Raw genomic sequence first — 22,460 nt, 5'->3', positions numbered from 1 at the left:
CTTAAGGAAATACATTATATCTTATAGATCTTCTACTATCTCTGACTGCCAGCCTAACTGTTTGCACATCTCGCTCATTTTGCGAATATTCAGCCTAGCCTCGATCCGGGTTAAGCCCAGTCTGATTGAAGTATCTGCAGCCCAACGAAGCAAGTATACCAAGGTATCAGCCTGCGCTTCTTTAGCTGCATAATCTAATAATACAAGGGTATTGTCTACGACACCGGCGCGTACATATCCCCAATCGCTGCCATCAAATTGCCGTATGGTAAACAACTCGCGATCCTCTGTCACTCCAACCTCTTCTAGTGGACTCTCCAGATGCTCCAGCCACTCCTTTTCAGAAGTGAAATGTAGTGTATATTGCGGAATGTTCCACGCAGTTATCTGGGTCGCGAGGTCGGCAAGCTGCTTACTATTTTCTAAAGAGATCCAATTTTCCAAGGGATGATCTAACTCTGCGGGAACGTCTACGACTATTTTCCAGGGTCTGTGGTTTACTTCTACGCCAATGGAGCCTAGGATCTCAGGTACGCCGACACTTTCCAAGCCTCTTTGCTTGGCGATCCGAATAAGTGCTCTCAGTGCATCTGGTGAACCCTTTGCAACATCATTACTATGCATGACTACAATGGTTCCATTCTCAAGCGTTGGTTCAACTCTGGCAACGATCTCTTCAGCAGAAATACCAGACCAATCTCCGCAATCAACGCCTTCAATATCTAGATAATCGCCCCATTCTGTCAGCCACTCGAGATTTTCTTCCCGGAATGAGCAGTATGGAAAACGCATGAAATTGGGAGAAGGGAGACCCGTTGCATCCTGATAGGCCAGCTCAGTCAGCTTCAACTGCTCTAAGAATACCGCCTTTGGCACTTGGGCCATTCGCCGATGATGATACGTATGCGGAGCAAGGACATGACCCCGGGACAGGATCAATCTCGCCTTCTCTGGATAGCGATCCATCCATTCCCCGGTGAAGAAAAAGGTGCCGACAGCACCTTCCTCCTCCAAAACATCAAGCCATAATTCAACGGGAAGCTGGGAAGGCCCATCATCAAATGTAAACGCGCAGATGGCTTGGTTCACATCGCCTTTCCAAACCGCTTTAGCTGACATATTGACGCCTCATCTCTATGGTTATTTAGTAAAAAAGTTCGGCAAGAACTCTTTATTGGCTTCCAGCATTTCATCCAGCATACGAACCGCCACATCTACAGATGGAACGAGTGGATGATGCACCATTGCCTGAAGGGCAAGCGCACGATCACCGGTCACAGCGGCATCAATGGCTAGCTGCTCGTAGGTTTTGACAGCATGAATAAGCCCTTTGGCCATCGGTGGAATCTTAGTTAGTGGTAGAGGTAGTGGTCCGTTCTTGGTGACAACACAGTTCACTTCAATGCTTGCATCATCTGGCAAGAAGTCCAGTATGCCACGGTTAGCAACATTCAAGGTCTGGATGTCGTTTGAACCGTTATAGAGCGATCTCATGAGATTAACTGCTGCTTCTGAATAGAAAGCACCACCGCGTTGTTCTAGCTGTTTCGGTTTCTCGCTCAGCTCTAAGTTGGCGTATAGCTCAAATAGCTCTTCTTCTACGCGTTTGACGACTTCAGCACGGTTGATACCTTGCTTAAACGATTCCATCTGTTCTTCGAGCATGGCATCCGTCATATAGAAATATTTCAAATAGTAGGAAGGCACGGCGCGAAGAGATTTTAGGAATTCTGGATTCCACTCTCGGGCTGGCACGTTCTTGGCACTGTAGCCCTCTGTGAGCATATCATCCAGCTTATCTTCACCTTCAACGTCGATTCGAGTAATCCAGTGTAAGTGATTCAGACCAACGAATTCGGCATAAACACGGTCGGCAGCTACGTTATATTTGGCGGATACTTGTTTGATTAGACCGATAGGTGCATTACAGAGACCGATACTCTTTACTTTGGAGTATTTCAGAACAGCCTCAGTGACCATTCCTGCAGGATTGGTGAAATTGAGCAGCCATGCGTTAGGAGCTAGCTCTTCGATATCCCGGCATACATCCAGAATGACAGGGATCGTACGCAGTGCTTTCATCATTCCGCCAGGACCTGTGGTTTCTTGACCAATGACACCATATTTAAGAGGAATCGATTCATCACGTGCGCGGGCATCAAGCATACCGACACGCATCTGAGTGCTGACGAAGTCTGCACCTTCGATAGCCTTACGGCGGTCTGTTGTAAGATGAACTTCAATCGGAAGCCCGGATTTCTCAACCATGCGTTTAGCGAGATTTCCAACGATATTCAGCTTGCGAAGTCCGGGTTCGATGTCTACGAGCCATAGTTCACGAACAGGAAGCTCCTTGTAATGAAGAATAAATCCCTCTACCAATTCGGGTGTATACGAAGAACCCCCACCGATAACTGCGATCTTTAATCCTTGATTAGTTGCCAAGATCAACCACTCCTGTCTTTTTTGTTTGTTGGATCGATTCATAATCTTGAAATTGCCGCATGGTCTCATACGCTTCATTACTAAGGGTCAAACCATCTTGATCCATCGCGGACCATACGGCACCTACTACAGGCTCTGTGGCAAGAGTCACCACAGTTGCTTGTGGAGCTGCGGCTTGTACAGCTTTCTCAATAGGTCCGCGAATCCAGCCGCGATCCCCACGGGTTAGCAGACTTCCCGCCAGAACCACATCGAAGGTGTCCTGCTCCATCCCAAGCTTGTGGATGACTGCAGCAGCGGACTTCCCTAACTCAACGCCTTGCCGATTTAGAATCTCTAAGGCTACAGCATCTCCTTCAGCTGCTGCTTCGAAAAGCAAACGAGCAGCATGAACAGGGACCCTTTTCCAATGGTTGAGGAAATCATTAAACATATCTGCAACTTCCTCATAACCTAGCAAGTTGAGTAGAAGTCCGGTCAAGAGGGTAGGTTGCTCCCGTCCATCCCAAGCTCTTATGACAGAACGAAAGACTTCAATGTTGAGAGCACCGCCACCACCGAAGTCACCGTACATGTAGTCAAAGCCACCACACTGATAGTGCTCTCCTTGCATGTTTCTGCCTGCCGAATTGGTGCCTGTGCCGCAGATTAGTGCAACTCCATAAGGGCGAGTCGTCCCTGCACGTAATCCGATCATGGTGTCACAGTTAATGGTGTAATTGATAAATCCGATCTCGCGAATCATTGGATGGAGAATGAGATAATCGGCTTCTCGGTCAGCACCGGCAAGCCCAAGATAGGTATGTTGGATGTCCTCCAATCGGAGTCCAGCCTCATCTAGTGCCCCGAATGTGGCCTCTCGAATGCTGTTGGCTGCCTCAAGTGCGCCTGTCTGGTGGTTGCCGTTACCGCTCCTGCCCTTACCGAGAACATTGCCATGTTCATCGCATAGCAGAGCATAGGTTTTGGTGCCTCCACCATCGATCCCCAAGTAGTAAGTCAATGGTTGTCACTCCTTGTTTATATGATTTAATTAATTGGAAGTAGTAGATTCCCGTACAATTAACTCTGGGTCAATCTTTACTCCAGCTCCGCGCTTCATCTTTCCAGAGATACGTTTTAAGAGCATTTCGGCAGCTGCTAATCCAATTTTGTCCGAAGGCTGACGGATCGTTGTTAAATATGGATGAAGCTGTGAAGCAATATAATGATCATCATAGCCAATTACAGCTACTTGTTCGGGTACCCGAATGCCAGCTTCCATTAACGCGTTGATGACGCCAAGGGCGATATTGTCATCGCCAGCGAATACCGCAGTAGGTAACTGTCCTTCGTTCAGCCAACGCTTGCAGGTTTCGTATCCCATTCCAATTTCGAAATCACCATGTACAATCTCAAATGGAGTAAGACCTTTTTCCTCAAGCGCTTGTAGGAATCCGGCACGCCGCTCCCTCGTACTACGGAACATCTCCTGTCCACATAGATGAGCAATTGACGTATGACCGAGCGCTAACAGATGACTGGTAGCCATGTAGCCACCTTTGAAGTTGTCAATCGTGATAGAGTAGGTGTCATTCTCGGGCTTTTGGTTATCAATCAGCACATAGGGGATGCCGCGCCGTTTTAATTCCACAATATAGTTATCCTCTTCCATCGGAGAGAGTAGAAACAAACCGTCTACACGATCCTCCTGGATTAAATAATGGCTATCATCCGATTCGATACCAGCTGAGATGGAGATGGCCAAAAAATAACCATGCATCGCTAAGACTTCATTCAGCTCTTTGACCACTGCGTCAAAAAAAGAATCCTGCAGGGTCGTGACAATAATTCCGATAATTCCCGTCTTACCGCTTGCCAGACTGCGTGCCGCTGCATTAGGGCGATAATCCAGCTCTTTAATGGCCTCCAGCACCTTCTGGCGATTATTCTCGCGTACCGATTCGGCCCCATTTAAGACCCGGGATACGGTTACAACCGATAATCCTGATTTTTTGGCTACATCAAAAATACTCACTTTCATCTCTAGTTCTCCTCGCGGCAGATTTTCCGATCCTGTTTTCTACCTTTAGTATACAGGGTTGGCAGACTGTCCGCTAAACGTATGATTTCAAACAGGTATACCGTCCCTAAAGGGACGGCATATCTGCCAAATATTAACGATGAATGATCTCCGTAACTTTTTTCTGAATCGTCGTCATCACCTCTTCCACCGTCTTATGTCCAGTTTCTACTGGCTGCAATTCATTAATGAACATGTCATTAATTTGCGAGTAGTTGGTGATCAAATGGTTGTAGGATTCGAAGCCATAGTTCACAGCACCCTCGTAGACATTTTTGATATCTTGTGGATCGATGCCATCAAAATGTTTATAGTAAGCTTCAGCAGCTTCGGTGTTGACTGGCGGGTTACCGCCACTAAGCTCAATGGATTTCTCCTGTACTTCGGTAGTGATCAAATATTTGATCCATTCCAAAGCTTCCTTCGGATGTTTGGAGTCCTTCAAGATCAGTAGCGGATCGACGTAAAGTGTGCTGCGGACCTTATCGTTGCCTCCCCATGGTACAGCGGCTACGCCGATTTTGAAGGGAAAGTCATTCGCACCTGCAAGGTTCCATGAGCCACCGATAGACATCCCGATTTTGCCTGCAACAAAGGGATCACCGTTCTGTCCAGCTACGCTTTTACTCCACTCGGAGGAAGGAGAGACTTTATCTTTGAAGACGAGATCAAAGAGTTTGTTGTAGGCAGCAATCACTTCAGGGGAATCAAAATAAGTCTCTGAAGGCACGCCGCCATTAGTCCATGTATCCTCTGAATAAGGCTGCGCTCCAAAATATAATGGCCGCATATCGCGTTCAGACCAGGTGAAGTCTACGCCATATTGTGTTTTGGCAATATCATCGGAGACGAGAGTCATTTGTTTAGCCTGGTCGACCATCTTTTCAAACGTCCAGCTCTTATCTTCATAATCGCTTGTTGGGTAAGTCAGTTTGGCAGCATCAAACATGTCTTTGTTATAGAGCATCAAGGTGACATACATATTAACTGGGATACCATATGTGTGATCTTTAACCTTATAAATGTTCATCAGGTTCTCTGGGATGTTGTAATCGGCTGCCTTGAAACCATCCTCTTTTAAAAGGTCGGTTAAATCGAGCAGCATATCTTTGTTGTAGTATTCTGCGAAACCTCCATAACCCCAGTGACTTGTCACATCGGGTGATTTGCCACCGGCAATTAGCGTTTGCAGCTTGCTGTCGAACTGCTCATAAGGTGCCTTTTCCACTTTTACTTTAATGTTCGGGTGCTGCTTTTCGAAATCAGGAATTAATTTCTCAACAAAAGTCCGGTCTTCTGAATCTATTGTGTAATGGGTGATGGTCACCGTTTCTGCTTTGCCTCCTGAATTAGTCGAGCCACCATTTCCTTCAGATAGAGTGTTGCCCGCCGATTTGCCGCCGCTACAGCCTGACAATGCCAGAACAACAAGCATGGTTGTTGCAAGTAAAAGCGCACTACTTTTCCTGTTCTTGTTCATTAGCTAAACCCTCCATGATTTCAAGTATATTTGGCCGCCCGGGTGGCGGATTATTACTTAATCCCTGTAAGTACAATCCCTTCGACGAACTGTTTCTGTGCTACAGCAAACAGCGTTACGATAGGAACCATAGCTAGAACCGAAGCGACCATCAGCAAATGCCAAGGTGGAATGCGGAATCTCGATGAGGTGAGAGAAGCCATCCCGACGGGTAGCGTGAACTTCTCTGACGAGCTTAGGTAAAGCACCGGTGTAAGCAGATCGTTCCAGTTGTAGATAAAAGCAAAGATAGCTACAGTTGCAAGTGCGGGTTTGGAGAGTGGGAGTGCTATAGTAGCCCACATCCGTATTTCGCCGCATCCATCAATGCGTCCGGCATCAAACAGCTCTTCAGGTAACGTGGAGAAGAATTGTCGCAGCAGGAAAATGTTATAAGCTGAGCCGAAAAAAGCAGGCACAATCAAGGGTAGGAAGGTGTCGATCCAGTTCATTTGCGAAAAGAGTACGAATTGTGGAATCATAATGGCTGGATAAGGCAACATCATTGTGCTCAACAATAGGATGAACCATATCTGATTCCCTCTACCTCTGAATCTGGCGAATCCATAGGCGACCAGCGCTGAAGAAATCAAGGTGCCTACAACGCTGAGACCGGCGATAATTAAACTATTTTTGTAAAGCGTACCGAACTGCAGGGTATCAAATATTTCTGTGTAATTGCTCCACTGCCAGCTCTCTGGAAGAAAGGTGGGTGGAAACTTCAGCATCTCACGCTTGGACTTAAGTGAAGTGGAGACCATGAAGAACAAAGGAAGCAGCATCAGAAATGTTGTAACTACTAACGTAATAAAGCTAAAAATCTTAACAGGCTCCACTTTCCGGCGGCGTTTGGTTCCTTTAGTCTGGGGGCTTAGCGCTCTGACTGTACTCATTTGCGTCCGCCTCCTTCGTAGTGAACATAACGGTTAGACAATTTCATAATTAGTGCGGTGCACAGCATAACTACGATGAGGAGCACCCATGCCAAGGCTGAGGAATAACCGGCACGATATTCTTTGAAAGCACTGGTGTAGAGATTATAGACATAGAACCAGGTAGAGTAATTCGGACCTCCTTGAGTCATAACAAAAGCTTGGGTAAAGACTTGGAAGGAATCGATCAGTCCCATAATTAGTTGAAAAAGAAGCACGGGAGAGATCATCGGTAAGGTAATGTTCAAGAAAATTCTGAAGCGTCCGGCACCGTCAAGGTTAGCGGCTTCGATCAAGCTAGCCGGTACGCCTTGCAGACCTGCGAGGAATAAAATCATTCCTGAGCCTGCTGTCCAGAAGGTCATGATGATCAAGGCATATAGTGCAGTGTCCGGGTTCATCAGCCAAGCCGGTCCATGAATACCGAACCAGGAAAGGATGTAATTGAAGAGCCCGATCTGCGGGTTGAAGATCCAGTACCATAGGAGGGACATGGCCACACCGGATACCATGCTTGGGAAATACATGGCCGTTCGGAAAAAGCCGCGCAGGGGAATGGTCTGGTGAAGCAATAGCGCAAATCCAAGACCGAGTACAAGCTGGATAGGTACACCGATGAAGGTATATCTCAGCGTAACAACCACCGATTTCCAGAATAGGTCATTGTGAAACATCTCTGTGTAGTTAGCGAGCCCGATAAACTTAGGCGGGTGTATGATGTCATAATCAGTAAAGCTGAAGTAAAGCGATGATAAGATAGGATAAAGGGCGAATACTAGGAAGCCGATAATCCAAGGAGAAATGAACAGATACATGTAGAAAGTCTGCCGCCTGTTCTCGCGATTGATCATGACACACCAACCTCTCATTTTAAAGTATAAGCGCTTTAACTTTTGGTCGTGCTAATACTATTAAGTAGCAATAATAATAGATACCTTGGTATTAAAGTTTAATCGCTTTAACTTTTTGGTTCGCTTGATAAGCTTATCATAGAGGATGATCACCAAATAATCAATACTTATTTTTAACTATAAGAGCGCTATCAGTCATTAAACATAACATTAACCCTGTTATTTTTTTTGGAAAGTTCCTTAAACAAGATTTATAAGGTTTTTATGATAGTAATTATAACATATGAATGTTATTTTCCATTGATATTTCTCATGCTATGATTAGGTTTGGTCATATTTTGTTAGAAATGAGGAAACTGAATGACGACTAGACCTTACTTGAAAATGATCCAGCATTCTGTTACAACCTCAGGGATTACCTTTGAGGAAGTTACACCGAATTTCGTATATAGAGCTACGGATGGATTCAAATCATTTGTGATGGTAGACGCTGAGATCGGACTAAACAACAGTGCTTCTACGATTATTGCTATGAGTAAATCTCTAACTTATGACGTTTTGCATAAGGCGAATATCCCCACGGTAGAACATATTTATTTAGCGCATCCTGATGCTAGATTTAATCATTCCAATCCTTACGAATTAGCTGAGCGTTATTTTTATAAGTTCAATAAACAGGTAGTTATGAAGCAGGATAACGGGGCACAGGGAAATCATGTGTACAAAATTAATGAGATAGCCGATCTGCACGAAAAGCTGGATTTATTATTTTCTTTACAGCTTAATGGGGCAATAGGTCCCTATTATGAAGCGGAGATTGAGTATAGAATCGTAACTTTTAATCACCAGGCGCGTGTATTCCTTGGCAAAAAAAGAATTTGCTCTTGGAAGCACAATTTGATTAACGGGGCTGTTGCTATTGAGGTTAGTGATCAGGCCAAACGAGCGGCACTTGCGGCGCTTGCTTCCGAGACCTCTAAAGCGATGGGCCTTGATTTCTGCTCCGTGGATATTTTGGAGACAGATCAAGGCCTCAGGGTGATCGAAGTGAATCATAAGGTTATGCTAGATGAGTATTGTAAGCAGAATCCAAGTGAAGTGCCAGCTCTATCTGATCTTTATCAGGAAGTCATTCTCCAGCGTTTTGAGAAGCTATAAGCCGATATCGAGCAGCGATTGCCCGAATAATCTTTTGGCATTTCCGATAAAGGTTTGCGTGCCGACAATTACAATAATCTCGGAAGACGAGCGAGTGTGCGTTAGAGCGTCCTCTAAATAGGGGAACTCGTAACTTTGTTCCATAAAACGTTTGGCAATATGGAGTGCATCTGTAGGAAAAGAAAGATGACTAATATCGGGCTTTGTGATGATTAATTGATCCGAGACCGAACTCATCACTTCGATAACCCCTGGGTAATCTTTATCTTTAGGGACACCGATAATTGAAGCTACAGCTCGGCTGCGGTCATGATTCACCAGTTGAATAAGCTCTGCCAAATAGCGTGCCGATTCTTTATGAATTGCTCCGTCAATTATCGTTAATGGATCATGGCAGATCACTTCACAGCGACCCGGCCATTGCAATTGTGCAAAGCATTTGAGAACGAGTTCCCTATTCAGAGGACCACTTGTAATATCCTCACATAGTGCGACTGCAGTGGCTGCATTTAGAGCTTGAAATTGCCCCAATAACGGAATCGTTAAGGACGGATAAACCGCTTGATTGGTCTGAATATTAAAAGTAGTTCCAACGGGAGTTATTGCAATAGATTCAGCCCAGAACTGCTCCTCATAATACTGCACAGCGTTGGAAGTGAGGTTCGCTTTTATAGTCTTAAGTACGCTCGATTTCTGTTTGCTGATATAGACGTTAGTAGCCTTGTTTTTGACGATGCCCAGTTTATGTAGTGTAATGCTGTTCAGGTCAGGTCCCAAATTAGCTACATGTTCCTCCATAATCGGAGTAATGACAGCCCAATCATTCTTCAGGACATTCGTGTCATCAAACCTCCCGCCTCTTCCACATTCAATTACATTGAAATCGGTATGATTCTCCTTGAAGTACAACGCCGCAATCGCCAGACCCACCCCAACAGGACCTTGGTACTCATCAGCGGCAAGCTGATCTTCAATTGTTTGAAATCCCTCGCGAACCACATTTCCTAATCGTATAAAATCCCCTGTGGATATGGCCCGCCCGTCAATCCGTATTCTTTCGTTGAAATCCACCAGATGAGGGGAGGTAAACAAGCCCACTTTATAGCCAAGGTGACTTAATAAAGAGGAAATAAATCTAGAGGTGGAGCCCTTACCTTTACTGCCTGTGACTAGTATGTATTGTTGATCTCGATCCGGACTTCCGACTAGATCCAGCAATGCTCTGGTTAATTCTGGTCTTCTAACTTGTTCATCCAAAGTTTCTGTGATGTTATTAATGGCTCTTAGATAAGAGCTGTAGATCATATCTTCTACCTGGGCTTGTGAAGTGAATTCCACGATCATCGCTCCATTTAGTTAATTTTTGCTCGTTCTTCAGATAGCGTCGTATAGATGATTATCGGAAGTAGTACCAGAGAAATAGCAACGGTCAGAGCGATGCTCCAGTTCAAATCCTTATACAGCTGTACCACTGTAAACAATAGAGCAATTACAGGCAAGACCAGCTTATTTAAGTGTTTTAAGAATAGGGAGTTCATGCTTCTCTTTACGGTAACCGATGTGCCGATACTTGGGATTTCTAGTTCATTTCGTGACAATGCGGTGATTCCGATAAATAAGTGGCTGTCGTTAAATTTGAGCTGATCATCCTCCTCATTTAGCTTGATCAACTGGGCAATATGCTCCGTGTCTATATCTAAGATGGGGACGGTGATTTCCTTGTTGTTATAGGTGATGACGATTTTATCGGTCTCTTCCATGCCCAGCAGCTTTCTAACATTGGGGTGAATTCGGCATAGATTTTGGTGCTCATCAAAAGGGTAGGGATGTCCTACTCTTAGCGTAAGCTCTCTTTTGCCAATAAAAAGATTTCCTAATGCGGTTAAGGGCTGTTTGATTCCCAGATGTATAAGTTTATGTATCCCTGGCTTGGACTGAGGACTTGTTCTTGCACGGGTAATAATTAGTTGATCATCCTCAGTGGCATGAGTCTCAAGTAACAACATGATGTATCTGTTGAAATATAGTGCATTCGGCTTGGCTGTGTCATCCTCTTTTAACGTTAAGTTTACCCGAAAGCCATTCTTAGGATTAATTAGCTCTACATGGTTCGAATATTTGCGGACGAGCGTTGGACAAGCTTTGACATAAGGTTTGGCAATCTCGTCCACTTTAGGAATTCCCCGAAGGATCGTGTTGTACTCAGGTTTAGTAATGGTTAATCCTGTTATGGGGCAATCTCCTAGCTTGTCCTTTGCTCTTTTAGATAATTGAATACTGCCTCTAGGGATATCACTTTTAGATAAAAGCAAACAGCTAACCTGAGCATCATTCTCTGCTTTAAGCTCGACAAAGATATGGTGGACTAAGCCTAATTCAGCCAGCTCATCGGGGTTCATCGTGAGTTCCTCCCGGGCAGTATAGCTTTGTTTGTCCAATAGGGTGAAGGTCTGCTCGATATTTATGTTAGGCACCTCCCAATTGCTTGATGATTTGTTCGAGGGAATGAATGGTTTTTTGGAATAAATCAAATGATTTCGGGTTACGATAATTTCGATTAATTTCAATTTGAATACTTTGAACTAACAGCTCTTTGGCGGAATACGATGTGATCGTTCCCGGATGAGACGCAGAAAATGTATGGTTTTGATGAACATTGGTAATACCATTATTAAAAAAAATGCTTACGACTTTATTTACATTATTTTCTTGTATGGAAGTTCCGTGTAATGTACCTAAATCAATATCAAATTCCCTATCCTTAGAGGCACCATGCAAGTCTATCACAAAGTTAATTTGATGTTCTTTGACAATTGTTCCAAGTGCAGCTTTATATTCTCCCCCAAGGATGTAATTGGGGTCTTCTTTGGAGAAGCTATTGGAATAGATGCAGTGGCAATTGGTGAGCTTTTGTAACAGCAGCGCAAGAGAACCTGTATACATGTCCGCAGGTTTTACTGCATGCTCTCTAAAGTGGTTAATGGTATGCGGAGCGGACACAAGGACAGGGAGAGTACCTTTTACAATGCAGTAAGAGGGCTCTACCCCGATATCGCCAAAATAATTATTATTAGAGAATTGTAACTCATACTTTTCGATCAGAGATAAGATATGCAATCACCTATTCATATTTATTTTAAAAATATAATAAAGTCGAAGGCGTTTATACTTGTCTATTATAACGTTTGAAGATTTGTAATGGCGAGTTTCTGCAATAAAATGGTTATTGAAATGTTCCAAACGGTGTGCTAATATTTCAATTGAAAACGTTACCGATAAGGATACCGGAAAAAAGCAGAGAATATTTAAGCGAAATGAAAACGCTGACATTATTCTCCGTAAGCAAGCTCGGAGACGTCTTTAAGAGAAGTAATTTAATTAAAAAGTTTGAGGGGGAAGAAAAATGAAGAATATCAAAAAATATCTAGGGCTCATGTTGGTAATGTCTATGGTTGTAGTCTTGGCAGCAGGGTGTGGGAATAAAGAGAACAATACAGCAACCAATGGTGGAAACGCTTCATCTGGCAAAAATGGATCGGTTTACTTTTTAAACTTCAAGCCTGAAATTGCAGAAATATATGAAAAAATCGCTAAGGATTACGAAGCGGAGACAGGCGTTAAAGTAAAAGTCGTAACAGCTGCAGCAGGTACTTACGAAACCAAATTGAAATCCGAAATTTCTAAGTCCGATGCACCTACGATCTTCCAAATTAATGGACCTGTTGGTTTCCAAGCGTGGAAAGATTACACTTTGGATCTGAAAGATACTAAGCTATACAGCTACTTGTCCGACAAAAGCTTGGCTGTAACTGAAGGCGAAGGCGTGTATGGTATCCCTTACGTAGTTGAAGGATACGGTATTATCTACAACGACGCCATTATGAAGAAATACTTTGCTTTAGCTGACAAAGCTGTTTCGATCTCTTCCACAACTGAAATCAATAATTTCGAGACTTTGAAAGCAGTAGTAGAAGATATGACCGCTAAAAAAGATCAACTGGGCATCAAAGGTGTATTCGCCTCGACTTCCCTTGCTGCTGGAGAACAATGGAGATGGCAGACTCACTTGGCTAACTTGCCACTGTACTATGAATTCAAAGACAACACTGAGTTTGATAACACAGTTCTTGCCGGTCTAGCTTCTAAGGAAGTTGAATTCAAATATAACGATAAATTCAAAAACATCTTTGATCTTTACATCAAAAACTCTGTGACTAAAGAATCCCTTTTGGGTAGTAAATCTGTAGCGGACTCCATGGCTGAATTCGCACTGGGTAACGCAGCAATGGTTCAAAACGGTAACTGGGCTTGGTCACAAATCAATGATGTAGATGGTAACGTAGTTAAAGCTGAGGACATCAAATTCTTGCCTATCTACACAGGTATGAAAGGCGAAGAAAAACAAGGTCTGGCTGTAGGTACAGAAAACTATTTGGCAATCAACAGCAAAGTCTCTGCTGAGAACCAACAAGCTTCTATCGCATTTTTGGAATGGTTGTTCTCCAGTGAAAAAGGTAAAGCTTATGTAACGAACGACTTAGGTTTCATCGCTCCATTCAATACGTTTGAAGACAGCGAAAAACCAGCAGATCCACTTGCTAAAGAAGTATCCGCTTGGATGGAAAAAGATCTGACTTCCGTAGCTTGGACATTTGCGGCATTCCCAAGTGAAGAGTTCAAAAATGTCTTTGGTGATGCGCTCTTGCAATACGCTCAAGGCAATAAAACCTGGGATGAAGTTGTAACCATCTTTAAGGACACTTGGAAGGCTGAAAAGGCAAAATAATAAATGCATGGATAAATGATTGAATAACTCTCAGTTGTCATAAAGATAAAAGCTTAGTGCCACTGGATTCCTTCGGAATTTCAGTGGCACTAAGCAACAATCGAGTGAATTCATCGATTTCATCATTTTCCATACTGAGATAGGAGAAGACTCCATGGAAAAATCGATAAGAAAATATTTTGCTCTTTTTGCATTACCGACCATAATAGCCTTTGGGATCGCATTTGTTGTACCTTTTCTGCTAGGTATATATTTATCCTTTACAGAGTTTACTACCGTCAATGATGCAACATGGATAGGGTTTGGCAATTACGCTAAAGCATTTTCAAATCAAGAATTTCTAAATGCACTAGGCTTTACAGTTAAGTTTACAGTTCTATCTGTTCTTACGATTAATGTATTCGCCTTCATACTGGCGATGTTGTTAACTAGAAAGCTAAAAGGGACTAACGTATTTAGAACTATTTTTTTCATGCCTAACTTGATAGGCGGTATCGTATTAGGGTACATCTGGCAGCTGATCTTTAACGGAATCCTGTATAAATTTGGAGTTACTTTGACCTCTGACGCAACTTATGGATTTTGGGGATTAATCATCCTTATGAATTGGCAATTGATAGGTTACATGATGATTATCTATGTTGCAGGTATTCAAAATGTGCCTAAGGATATAGTAGAAGCCGCAAGAATTGATGGAGCTTCACGTTCTAAGATTTTACGTAATGTGACGATCCCACTCGTAATGCCGTCTATTACCATTTGTTTATTCTTAACGTTATCGAATTCATTCAAATTGTTTGACCAGAACTTAGCGTTAACCGCTGGTGCTCCTTCTAAGCAGACCTCGATGTTAGCACTGGATATCTACAATACCTTCTACGGAAAAACAGGATGGGAAGGTGTCGGTCAAGCGAAAGCCGTCGTGTTCTTTGCACTGGTTGCCTTAATCGCCTTAGTACAACTTGTCATTACTAGAAGAAAGGAGGTTGAGAACTAATGCAACAGACTAGAGCAAAAGACTATTCCATATTCACTATTTTGTTGGTCTTGGCCATTGCGTTCTTATCTCCGATCTTTATTGTTCTGATGAACTCCTTCAAAGGGAAGTTCTACATTAGTGATACACCTTTCTTATTCCCTAATGGAACAACTTTTGTTGGTCTGAAGAACTATACTAGCGGTATAGCGAAGATTGATTTCTTCAGTGCTTTTGGAATGTCCTTGTTTATCACGGTGTGTTCGGTTGCTGTAATCGTGTTATTCACTTCCATGACCGCATGGTATATTACTCGGGTGAAATCAAAATTCACGAACTTGATGTATTACGCATTTGTGTTCTCAATGATCGTACCTTTCCAGATGGTGATGTTCACAATGACTAAGACAGCCAATGTGCTGCATCTCGACAATCCGATTGGGATTATCTTGATCTATCTGGGATTTGGTTCAGGGCTATCGGTATTTATGTTTAGTGGATTTGTGAAGTCCATCCCACTGGAGGTTGAAGAGGCGGTTATGATTGATGGATGTAATCCACCGCAAGCCTTCTTCAAAGTGGTATTGCCCATCCTTAAGCCTATAGCTGTAACTGTGGCTATCCTTAATGTAATGTGGGTATGGAACGACTTCCTGTTGCCGGACCTGTTGATCGGTACTGAATATAAAACCATTCCTATTGCGATACAGTACCTAAAAGGTGGCTACGGTTCGATTGATATGGGAGCTATGATGGCGATGCTAGTTCTAGCTATTGTACCCATCATCATTTTCTACCTCACCTGCCAAAAATATATTATCGAAGGTGTCGTTGCAGGAGCCGTTAAGGGTTAAATAGAATATGTATGTAGAAGCGAGTAGGGTGCTTTTCTTGTGGAGTCTTCTCTTCAAGAATACCCTACTTTCTTATTTAACGTGTAAAGGAAAGGTAGAAATGGAGAGATTGACTATCATAGATATCGCCAAATTATGTGGGGTTGGCGTGACTACAGTATCTAGAGCTATAAATAATCATCCGGATATTAATGAAGAAACAAAAGCGATGGTTATGAAAGTCATCAAAGAAAACCATTATGTACCGAATAACAGTGCCAGAAATTTAAAACGTTCCGATTCGAAAACGATTGCAGTATTGATCAAAGGAATATCAAATCCATTTTTCAGCCCGATGATTAAAGTGTTTGAAAAAGAGATCCAGCGAAAGAAGTATTCCTTTATCCTACAGCGAGTCGATGAGAATCAAGATGAGATCGAAGTGGCGATTGAGCTGGAGAAAGAAAAGCGTCTGAAGGGAATTGTGTTCCTTGGGGGATTATTCTCACACTCTCAAGAAAAATTACAGCAATTAACGGTTCCATTTGTCCTCAGCACGATTGGGATGACGGAAGAGTTTGATCTAAGTAACTATTCTTCTGTATCTGTAGATGACTTTAATGAGAGCTATAAAATTGTAGACTATTTATGTAATCTGGGACATGAGAAAATCGCAGTCATTACCGCGCCTGAAGATGATGTAAGTATCGGTAAATTAAGATATGAAGGATATAAAAAGGCTCTTTCTGATCATGGAATAGCTTATAATGAACGGCTAGTACGGCGGATGAAAGAAGATATTGATAGCTATAGTATGGAAAATGGGTATGTGGTTACAAAAGAGTTGCTAGAGTCAGGGGAAGAGTTTACCGCTATTTTCACCTTATCAGATAGTATGGCCATCGGCGCCTGTAAAGCAATATTTGAAGCAGGCAAGCGAGTTCCTGAAGATTACTCTGTAGCTGGTTATGACGGACTGGATATTTCTTTCTATTATAATCCTTCTATCACTACCATCAAACAGCCAGTAGTAGAAATTGCGGAAGCGTCGATTAAGATTTTGTTTGATCTCATTAATAAAAAGGTCAATCATGCGCATCAGATTTTCCCTGCAGAATTAATCGTTAGAGAATCTACGAGATCTTTATTGTAGTATCAAAAAAATTATAGGTTTATGTTTATTTACGAATCGGGGTAGGGAGATAGAGCCGCAAGAGATTGAACTTAATGAATCAGCAACATCACACGGTTTCTCGCCCCATTCGGTGACCCTACTCGGATTCGGATTGATATTAGGTAATAAAGGCCGCTCCTATTTAACTCCGGAATTTCAAGTCTTTGCTCAGTGCACTTCGAAACATCCCCACACTTAACAATACCAAGGGTAGAAATAGCCCGAAGGTTATAATGTAGTACACCCAATAATTATCAAACACCGCGTTGTAATAGGTGTAATTCGGAGCAATGAGAGGTGCTAGTGCGATTAGGATCATCCCTGTAGGCAGAGTTAGCACCCGGAACTCTTTTAAGTTTAATAATTGGGATAATCCCAGAACGAAAGCATAGAAGTATAATGTTACTTCTATAAACAAGGTTAACATCCACATTAGAGCTATCATGGCTTCAACCCGCTCAAAGAACCCACCAACCGATATGCGTCTTGCTATGTTATAACTGGGATATATATCTCTGGTCGTTAAATCCGGACCTAGTACTAATACGGAAACAGTGACTGTCAGGAAGATGATAATCCCACCTAGGAAACAGCCCTGTAATAAGGCTTTTGTTATTTTTTTTTGTTGATTTACATAAGGGAGGAACATTAGAAAGACAACGGGTTCTAAGAAGGTGTAAGCCGAAATGGAGATAGACCCTCTTAGCACTGGCTTTATTCCGTCCTCCAATATGGGCAGCATTCTGACTATTTCCATCTGAGGAATAGTGGCGACCGTTAGGATTAGAAATAGGACTACAACCATGGGAATAAAGATCTCACCCGTTCGTCCGATAACCTCAATACCGAGTCGTGTTGCCATAATGACAATCAGTATAAATAAGATTAGAATGGCCGGAATAGGGGTTCCGGGCAACATTTCCGAGGTCACGAAATCAGCGACTTCCCGCATACTTCCTACGGTAACGATGAGAAAATACATTAAGGTCAAAAGAGATATAATAGTCCCTATCCATTTTCCAAAAACCTTTTGAATCACTTGGATAAGCGTTAGGTTGGGGTATAACTTTGCGAATTTGCTGTACAAAAAAATGGCTATTAAACCTACGATCATTCCAATTAAGGAGGAAATCCAGGCATTTTGTTTGGCGTAGTGTGTAGTGGAAGGGGGGATCACAAGAATGGAATCCCCAATGGTAAGAAGTATAACAAGAATGGTAAGTTGACGAATACTTAATTTACTCTTTTCGAGCATGGCTTTGTTTCCTCCAATTTATCACTTCGTCTCTTCCAAGAAAGAGTTAGTTACTTTCCCTAACTGGCGAATCTCTATGTTCATCTTTACGTTTACTGGTAATTTAACAAAGGTTTGATCCCAATTATCCTTCAGTTTTTTCCACGCCTGTGGGTTAGAGCGATGGATGACCTCGCCAAATCCAAAAATATCGGATTTGTATTCTTGTTGCACTTTTTTAATCGTAGTCTGGAATAAATGCTCTACTTTCACGTTAGCGATTTGTTCTAATTCGGTGATGGTCTTTGGATTGGTGAGGTCTAGATTTCTACATTGAACCTCTCCTACATCTGTTTCTATATGTTGCTCGATACTGATTTCTGGATTGTTGCCATTCATGCTGCCTTTTACTTTTGATTCGGCCTTAAATATATCAAGAGATATCTTTTTATCTTTATCTTGGGGACAATTAATGAAGGAAATCGTACTCTTTACCTTATTCGTTAAATAGTTATACACTTTTGATTCCTCTTGGTTTAGCCAACCGATCAATTTGTCCTCTTTGAATACGGCCAATCCAGAGTATTTCAATTGTGTTGGAGAATCTACGGTTTCTACATTCTTCGTAGTTTCCCCTGTATCTACATTTCCATTGATGACAACCCCTGTTAAGACTGGATTCTTACCCTTACTCACAAGTTCTGTAATCAGTGTTCCTAATGTCACAGTAGATGTAGGTGCCCATTTTTTCTCCGATGTTTCTAGGCTGGAAAACAATCGCACAGCAGGAATCTTTTCGAGGCTAGTTAATATTTTCAAAGTATCTTCTGCCCGGGCATCCTTTGCCACCACAATAAAGTAATCATTTCGCGCTTCGGTATCTCTTGACATGAAATCAAGAACGTCATTGATTCCCTCTTTAGCCAGAGCCTCGCTAAGGACTAAGATCCGCAGATGAGAGATATAGATTTTACGTGGACTTACGGTTGTGATTTTCCTAAGGGCTTCATATACAGTATTTCCTGTCTCTTTGTAAAGGTTAACGGGTGATTGAGGACTTCCCCCTTTTGAGCCAGCGATTTGACTGGGTAAAACCACTTGTGCAGAAACTTGATATTGATCTCCGATCTTATCGATGCCGATCCCTACGGCAATTGCGAGATCATTCATTTCCTGTCGACTCCAGCAACCAGTTAACCCAATTTGTATGAGAACAAGAAGACAAAGTAGAAGTGATCTTCGTTTCATGGTGTATTCCTCCGTTAGATCTCTCGGGTTTAGTCCCATTATTTTTAAGATAACCAGGCATTTACCATGTCGGCTACAGGTTTATAGATGAACACCATCCAGGCTAACGGGTCTGAGATCGAGAGATTCATGACGTAAATCAGACTAAAAAAAGTTCCCAGCAACAGAAGAAATAAAAAAAACCAAAATTCCTTGATTAAATTTTTCCTCAGCATAAGAGGCACTTCGGTGGCTATAATAACGGCTACAATGATGAGGATCACTACTATACCCAATGTTCACAACCTCCCAAACAATCTTTAGTTTCGAGATGTTAAGTCTTTGCTGAGTGCTTCTCGCATACTTCCAACGGAAACCATAAGAAAATACATTAAAAATGTAAGGGATATAATAGTTCCTATCCATTTTCCAAAAACCTTTTGAATCACTTGAATAAGCGTTAAATTGGGATATGACTTTGCGAACTTGCTGTACATATAAACTGCTAATAAACCTGCTGCCATCCCAATTAAAGTGGAAATCCAGGCATTTTGTCTGGCGTATTCTGTAGTGGAAGAGGGAATTATAAGGATAGAATCGCCAATAGTAAGGAGCATGACAAGAATAGTTAGCTGACGGGCACTTAGTTTTCCCTTTTCTAACATGGTTTCGTTCACTCCTAATGATTACTCCATTTCTTACAAAGAAAGTGCTTCATTTGTAGTTCTATCGGTTGCTTTATAAAGGTTAACGAATGCTTGAGCACTTGTTAGGAATATTTGCATCAGAATAAGTATAAAAATCAGAGGCGCCTTTCGTTTCATGGTTATTCCTCCACCAAATCTCCCGGTTTTTCCGGTGGTGTACTCTTCACCCGAACCATATTCTTTTGATTGATTAGCTTAGGGCGGGTAAACATAGCCCAACGAGGCATTCGGAAAAGGGTGTCCTTTTGATCAACAAGATTAAACGGAGCTAACGGGCTCATATAAGGAACTCCAAAGGAGCGTAAGCTGCACATATGAAGAACTATTGCGATAACACCAATGATGATTCCGAACAATCCAAAGGAAGCAGCAAGAAACATCATTGGGAAACGAAGCATTCTGACTGTCAAGGCGAGATCAAAGGCTGGTAGTACAAAGCTGGAGATCGCTGTAACAGCAACGACAATGAGCATGGCGGCAGAAACAATGCCGGCATCGACTGCAGCCGTTCCAATGACTAGTGTTCCTACTATAGAGACTGATTGGGCTATGGTTTGGGGCATTCGTACACTGGCTTCCCTCAGAATCTCAAAGGCAAGCTCCATTAAGAGGGCTTCAATAAATGCTGGAAGCGGTACGCCTTCCCGTTGAGCAGCTAAGCTAATAAGAAGGGTTGTAGGCAACATCTCTTGATGGAAAGTAGTAATAGCTACATATAAGGATGGGGCTAGAAGAGAAATGAATATACAGAAATAACGGAGCATCCGAACTAAGGTACCAACATCTGCACGTTGGTAGTAATCCTCAGCAGTCTGCATGAAGGAAACGAATGTAGTAGGAACCGTCATGACTATAGGTGTTCCATCTACTAAAATAGCTACTTTTCCTTCCATTAGCGCAGCTGCAATAACATCAGGACGTTCGGTATGATGAATGGTTGGAAATGGAGTATAAGTTTCATCCTCGATTAATTCCTCGATATAACCACTCTCCAAGATGCCATCGATGTCGATCCGGTCTAAACGTGTATGTACTTCTTGCACCACCCCGTCATCTACAATCCCTTTAATATACATAATGGCTACATCTGTTTGGGTGACACGCCCAATGGGTTGTGTTTCTAACCATAAGTTAGGGTCTTTTATTTTACGCCGGATTAATGCAGTGTTGGTACGCATGCTTTCTGTGAAAGCTTCCTTGGGACCACGGATCACCGTTTCTGTAGCACTTTCCGTGACACCACGGTCTTTCCAACCACGCATGCCAATCGTGAAACCCTTGGCGTATCCATCGAGTAAGAGAATCACATCTCCAGATAATAAGGAAGTAAATAAAGAATTGAATTCCTTCGTATCTTTGATTTCACCTACGGTAAGCATGTGATTTTTTAATAAGAAATAGTTGTCATTCTGCACTTCGAGGTCAGGATCTGGGAGTTCCAAGATTAGAGATTCCAGAATGAAATCCTGAATAGCTTTACTGTCAGCCAGTCCATCCGTGTAGAAAATAGCGGCTTTCATTTGATGCTTGGAGCCAATGAAGAAATCTCTGACCACAAGGTCTGTGCTATTGCCGAGTGCTGTTTTTATATGTTCAATATTATCTTGAAGGTTTTCCTTGAGAGGTTCTTTAGGTAATTCTTTAGTGGGGCTGGGCTGCCCTAATGAAGGGTTTTTGAATATTTTAGTGATTGTTCTGTTTAGAAATCCCATAGTTGTTATCCCTCTTCCGCAAGCTGCTGTGAAATTAGCTATTACCAAAATGCGGTGGGATTATTCTTTGAATAGTCTACTGCAGATTTGGGGATGAGCATGCAAAAAAAAGCCGTCGAGAGAATCTCGACAGCTAGGGTTAGAACTAGATATTTAAGAACTTTAGGACGTCCAATCGTTATATAAATGTTTCTCAGTTAAGATGGACAACAACTGGATACCGACCTCATTATGGCCACCTTCAGGGATGATCAAATCGGCGTATTTTTTGGATGGCTCAATAAAAGCTTCGTGCATCGGTTTAACCGTGCTCAAATATTGGTGATGGATCGATTGAATGCTCCGACCGCGTTCCTCGATATCACGGAGTACCCGGCGGAGGATGCGTACATCAGGATCAGCATCAACAAAGACTTTGATATCAAGCATATCGCGGAGGTTCTCGTCGGATAGAACATGGAGTCCCTCGATGATTACAATATTGTTGGGTTTCAGTTCTACAGTCTCCGTAGTGGAGCGGGCATGAACTGTGAAGTCATACACCGGTGCATATGCGGTCCTATCTTCTCGCAGACATTTAAGATGCTCAATAAGCAGCTCGTTGTCGAAAGCGAAAGGATGATCGTAATTGATGGATTCACGTTCAGCGAAGCTGAGGTGTGAATGATCTTTATAGTAGTTATCTTGAGATATGAAAGTTACCTTTCCCGTTCCAAGACGGTCAATGACGGAGCGGGCTACGGTTGTTTTTCCCGAGCCGGTGCCGCCGGCGATACCAATGATGAGCATGTGATTCAATAACCCTCCCTAAGATTGCCGTTGCAATTCCAATATTGTAGCACAG

21 protein-coding genes are annotated in these 22,460 nt (G+C 42.6%); 5 read left to right on the top strand and 16 right to left on the bottom strand.

All coding sequences use genetic code 11. The annotated features are described in order from the left end of the window. Positions 1–21: 21 nt before the first annotated feature. The 7 genes from ACWNM1_RS06785 to ACWNM1_RS06755 all read right to left on the bottom strand — a co-directional run bounded on the left by ACWNM1_RS06785 (position 22) and on the right by ACWNM1_RS06755 (position 7,809). On the bottom strand, positions 22–1,119 hold the full coding sequence (locus tag ACWNM1_RS06785) for a polysaccharide deacetylase family protein (RefSeq protein ID WP_449600420.1): 1,098 nt from the start codon (positions 1,117–1,119) through the stop codon (positions 22–24). 21 nt (positions 1,120–1,140) lie between these two features. Then, the gene (locus ACWNM1_RS06780) at positions 1,141–2,445 is read right to left on the bottom strand and encodes a 6-phospho-beta-glucosidase (protein ID WP_371915750.1); all 1,305 of its coding nucleotides are present in this window, start codon (positions 2,443–2,445) and stop codon (positions 1,141–1,143) included. Beyond that, positions 2,435–3,448 (bottom strand): N-acetylglucosamine kinase, encoded by a 1,014-nt coding sequence (locus tag ACWNM1_RS06775; RefSeq protein ID WP_449600419.1) that lies wholly within the window; start codon positions 3,446–3,448, stop codon positions 2,435–2,437. Before ACWNM1_RS06775 ends, ACWNM1_RS06780 begins: the two co-directional genes overlap by 11 nt. 30 nt (positions 3,449–3,478) lie before the next feature. Further along, positions 3,479–4,468: a LacI family DNA-binding transcriptional regulator gene (locus tag ACWNM1_RS06770; protein WP_042184112.1), complete on the bottom strand. Its 990-nt coding sequence runs from the start codon at positions 4,466–4,468 to the stop codon at positions 3,479–3,481. 133 nt (positions 4,469–4,601) lie between these two features. After that, the gene (locus tag ACWNM1_RS06765; protein ID WP_339244322.1) at positions 4,602–5,987 is read right to left on the bottom strand and encodes an ABC transporter substrate-binding protein; all 1,386 of its coding nucleotides are present in this window, start codon (positions 5,985–5,987) and stop codon (positions 4,602–4,604) included. A gap of 53 nt (positions 5,988–6,040) precedes the next feature. After that, positions 6,041–6,919 (bottom strand): carbohydrate ABC transporter permease, encoded by an 879-nt coding sequence (locus tag ACWNM1_RS06760; RefSeq protein WP_042184115.1) that lies wholly within the window; start codon positions 6,917–6,919, stop codon positions 6,041–6,043. Next, positions 6,916–7,809 carry a carbohydrate ABC transporter permease gene (locus ACWNM1_RS06755; RefSeq protein ID WP_042184117.1) on the bottom strand — a complete coding sequence of 298 codons (894 nt, stop codon included), beginning with the start codon at positions 7,807–7,809 and terminating at the stop codon, positions 6,916–6,918. Before ACWNM1_RS06755 ends, ACWNM1_RS06760 begins: the two co-directional genes overlap by 4 nt. A gap of 360 nt (positions 7,810–8,169) precedes the next feature. On the opposite strand from ACWNM1_RS06755, the gene ACWNM1_RS06750 reads away from it, so the two are divergent. Then, positions 8,170–8,967 carry an ATP-grasp domain-containing protein gene (locus ACWNM1_RS06750; RefSeq protein WP_449600418.1) on the top strand — a complete coding sequence of 266 codons (798 nt, stop codon included), beginning with the start codon at positions 8,170–8,172 and terminating at the stop codon, positions 8,965–8,967. On the opposite strand, the gene ACWNM1_RS06745 is transcribed toward ACWNM1_RS06750, so the two are convergent. From ACWNM1_RS06745 to ACWNM1_RS06735, 3 genes are all read right to left on the bottom strand, one after another. After that, positions 8,962–10,305, bottom strand: a complete 1,344-nt coding sequence (locus ACWNM1_RS06745) for a bifunctional folylpolyglutamate synthase/dihydrofolate synthase (RefSeq protein WP_449600417.1) — start codon at positions 10,303–10,305, stop codon at positions 8,962–8,964. The two genes, ACWNM1_RS06750 and ACWNM1_RS06745, sit on opposite strands and share 6 nt — an antisense overlap. Before the next feature lie 14 nt (positions 10,306–10,319). Next, a complete protein-coding gene (locus ACWNM1_RS06740) occupies positions 10,320–11,366 on the bottom strand; it encodes a hypothetical protein (RefSeq protein ID WP_449600416.1) in 1,047 nt (348 codons plus the stop codon). Positions 11,367–11,433: 67 nt separating this feature from the next. Then, a complete protein-coding gene (locus ACWNM1_RS06735; protein ID WP_449600415.1) occupies positions 11,434–12,084 on the bottom strand; it encodes a hypothetical protein in 651 nt (216 codons plus the stop codon). Positions 12,085–12,370: 286 nt separating this feature from the next. Between ACWNM1_RS06735 and ACWNM1_RS06730 the strand changes: the two genes are divergently transcribed. From ACWNM1_RS06730 to ACWNM1_RS06715, 4 genes are all read left to right on the top strand, one after another. Beyond that, on the top strand, positions 12,371–13,753 hold the full coding sequence (locus tag ACWNM1_RS06730) for an ABC transporter substrate-binding protein (protein ID WP_449600414.1): 1,383 nt from the start codon (positions 12,371–12,373) through the stop codon (positions 13,751–13,753). Between the two features lie 154 nt (positions 13,754–13,907). Continuing rightward, a complete protein-coding gene (locus ACWNM1_RS06725; protein WP_060626540.1) occupies positions 13,908–14,750 on the top strand; it encodes a carbohydrate ABC transporter permease in 843 nt (280 codons plus the stop codon). Continuing rightward, positions 14,750–15,583 carry a carbohydrate ABC transporter permease gene (locus ACWNM1_RS06720; RefSeq protein ID WP_042184128.1) on the top strand — a complete coding sequence of 278 codons (834 nt, stop codon included), beginning with the start codon at positions 14,750–14,752 and terminating at the stop codon, positions 15,581–15,583. Before ACWNM1_RS06725 ends, ACWNM1_RS06720 begins: the two co-directional genes overlap by 1 nt. 100 nt (positions 15,584–15,683) lie before the next feature. Next, positions 15,684–16,715, top strand: coding sequence for a LacI family DNA-binding transcriptional regulator (locus ACWNM1_RS06715; RefSeq protein ID WP_449600413.1), 1,032 nt, complete (start codon positions 15,684–15,686; stop codon positions 16,713–16,715). A gap of 163 nt (positions 16,716–16,878) precedes the next feature. Here ACWNM1_RS06715 and ACWNM1_RS06710 read toward each other — a convergent pair whose 3' ends face one another. The 6 genes from ACWNM1_RS06710 to udk form a co-directional block, all read right to left on the bottom strand. Next, positions 16,879–17,991 (bottom strand): GerAB/ArcD/ProY family transporter, encoded by a 1,113-nt coding sequence (locus tag ACWNM1_RS06710; RefSeq protein ID WP_449600412.1) that lies wholly within the window; start codon positions 17,989–17,991, stop codon positions 16,879–16,881. A 21-nt stretch (positions 17,992–18,012) separates the two neighbouring features. Beyond that, positions 18,013–19,218, bottom strand: coding sequence for a Ger(x)C family spore germination protein (locus ACWNM1_RS06705; protein ID WP_449600411.1), 1,206 nt, complete (start codon positions 19,216–19,218; stop codon positions 18,013–18,015). A gap of 44 nt (positions 19,219–19,262) precedes the next feature. Beyond that, positions 19,263–19,493 carry a hypothetical protein gene (locus ACWNM1_RS06700; protein ID WP_449600410.1) on the bottom strand — a complete coding sequence of 77 codons (231 nt, stop codon included), beginning with the start codon at positions 19,491–19,493 and terminating at the stop codon, positions 19,263–19,265. A 24-nt stretch (positions 19,494–19,517) separates the two neighbouring features. After that, positions 19,518–19,862, bottom strand: coding sequence for a GerAB/ArcD/ProY family transporter (locus ACWNM1_RS06695; protein ID WP_449600409.1), 345 nt, complete (start codon positions 19,860–19,862; stop codon positions 19,518–19,520). A gap of 161 nt (positions 19,863–20,023) precedes the next feature. Further along, complete coding sequence (locus tag ACWNM1_RS06690; protein WP_449600408.1) at positions 20,024–21,616, bottom strand: spore germination protein; 1,593 nt, start codon at positions 21,614–21,616, stop codon at positions 20,024–20,026. 162 nt (positions 21,617–21,778) lie between these two features. Then, complete coding sequence (udk, locus tag ACWNM1_RS06685; protein ID WP_449600454.1) at positions 21,779–22,405, bottom strand: uridine kinase; 627 nt, start codon at positions 22,403–22,405, stop codon at positions 21,779–21,781. Between the last annotated feature and the right edge of the window lie 55 nt (positions 22,406–22,460).

This window comes from Paenibacillus sp. Marseille-Q9583 (assembly GCF_976954365.1).
Note: the sequence above shows the minus strand (reverse complement) of the source record. Positions and strands in the feature narration are given on the sequence as shown.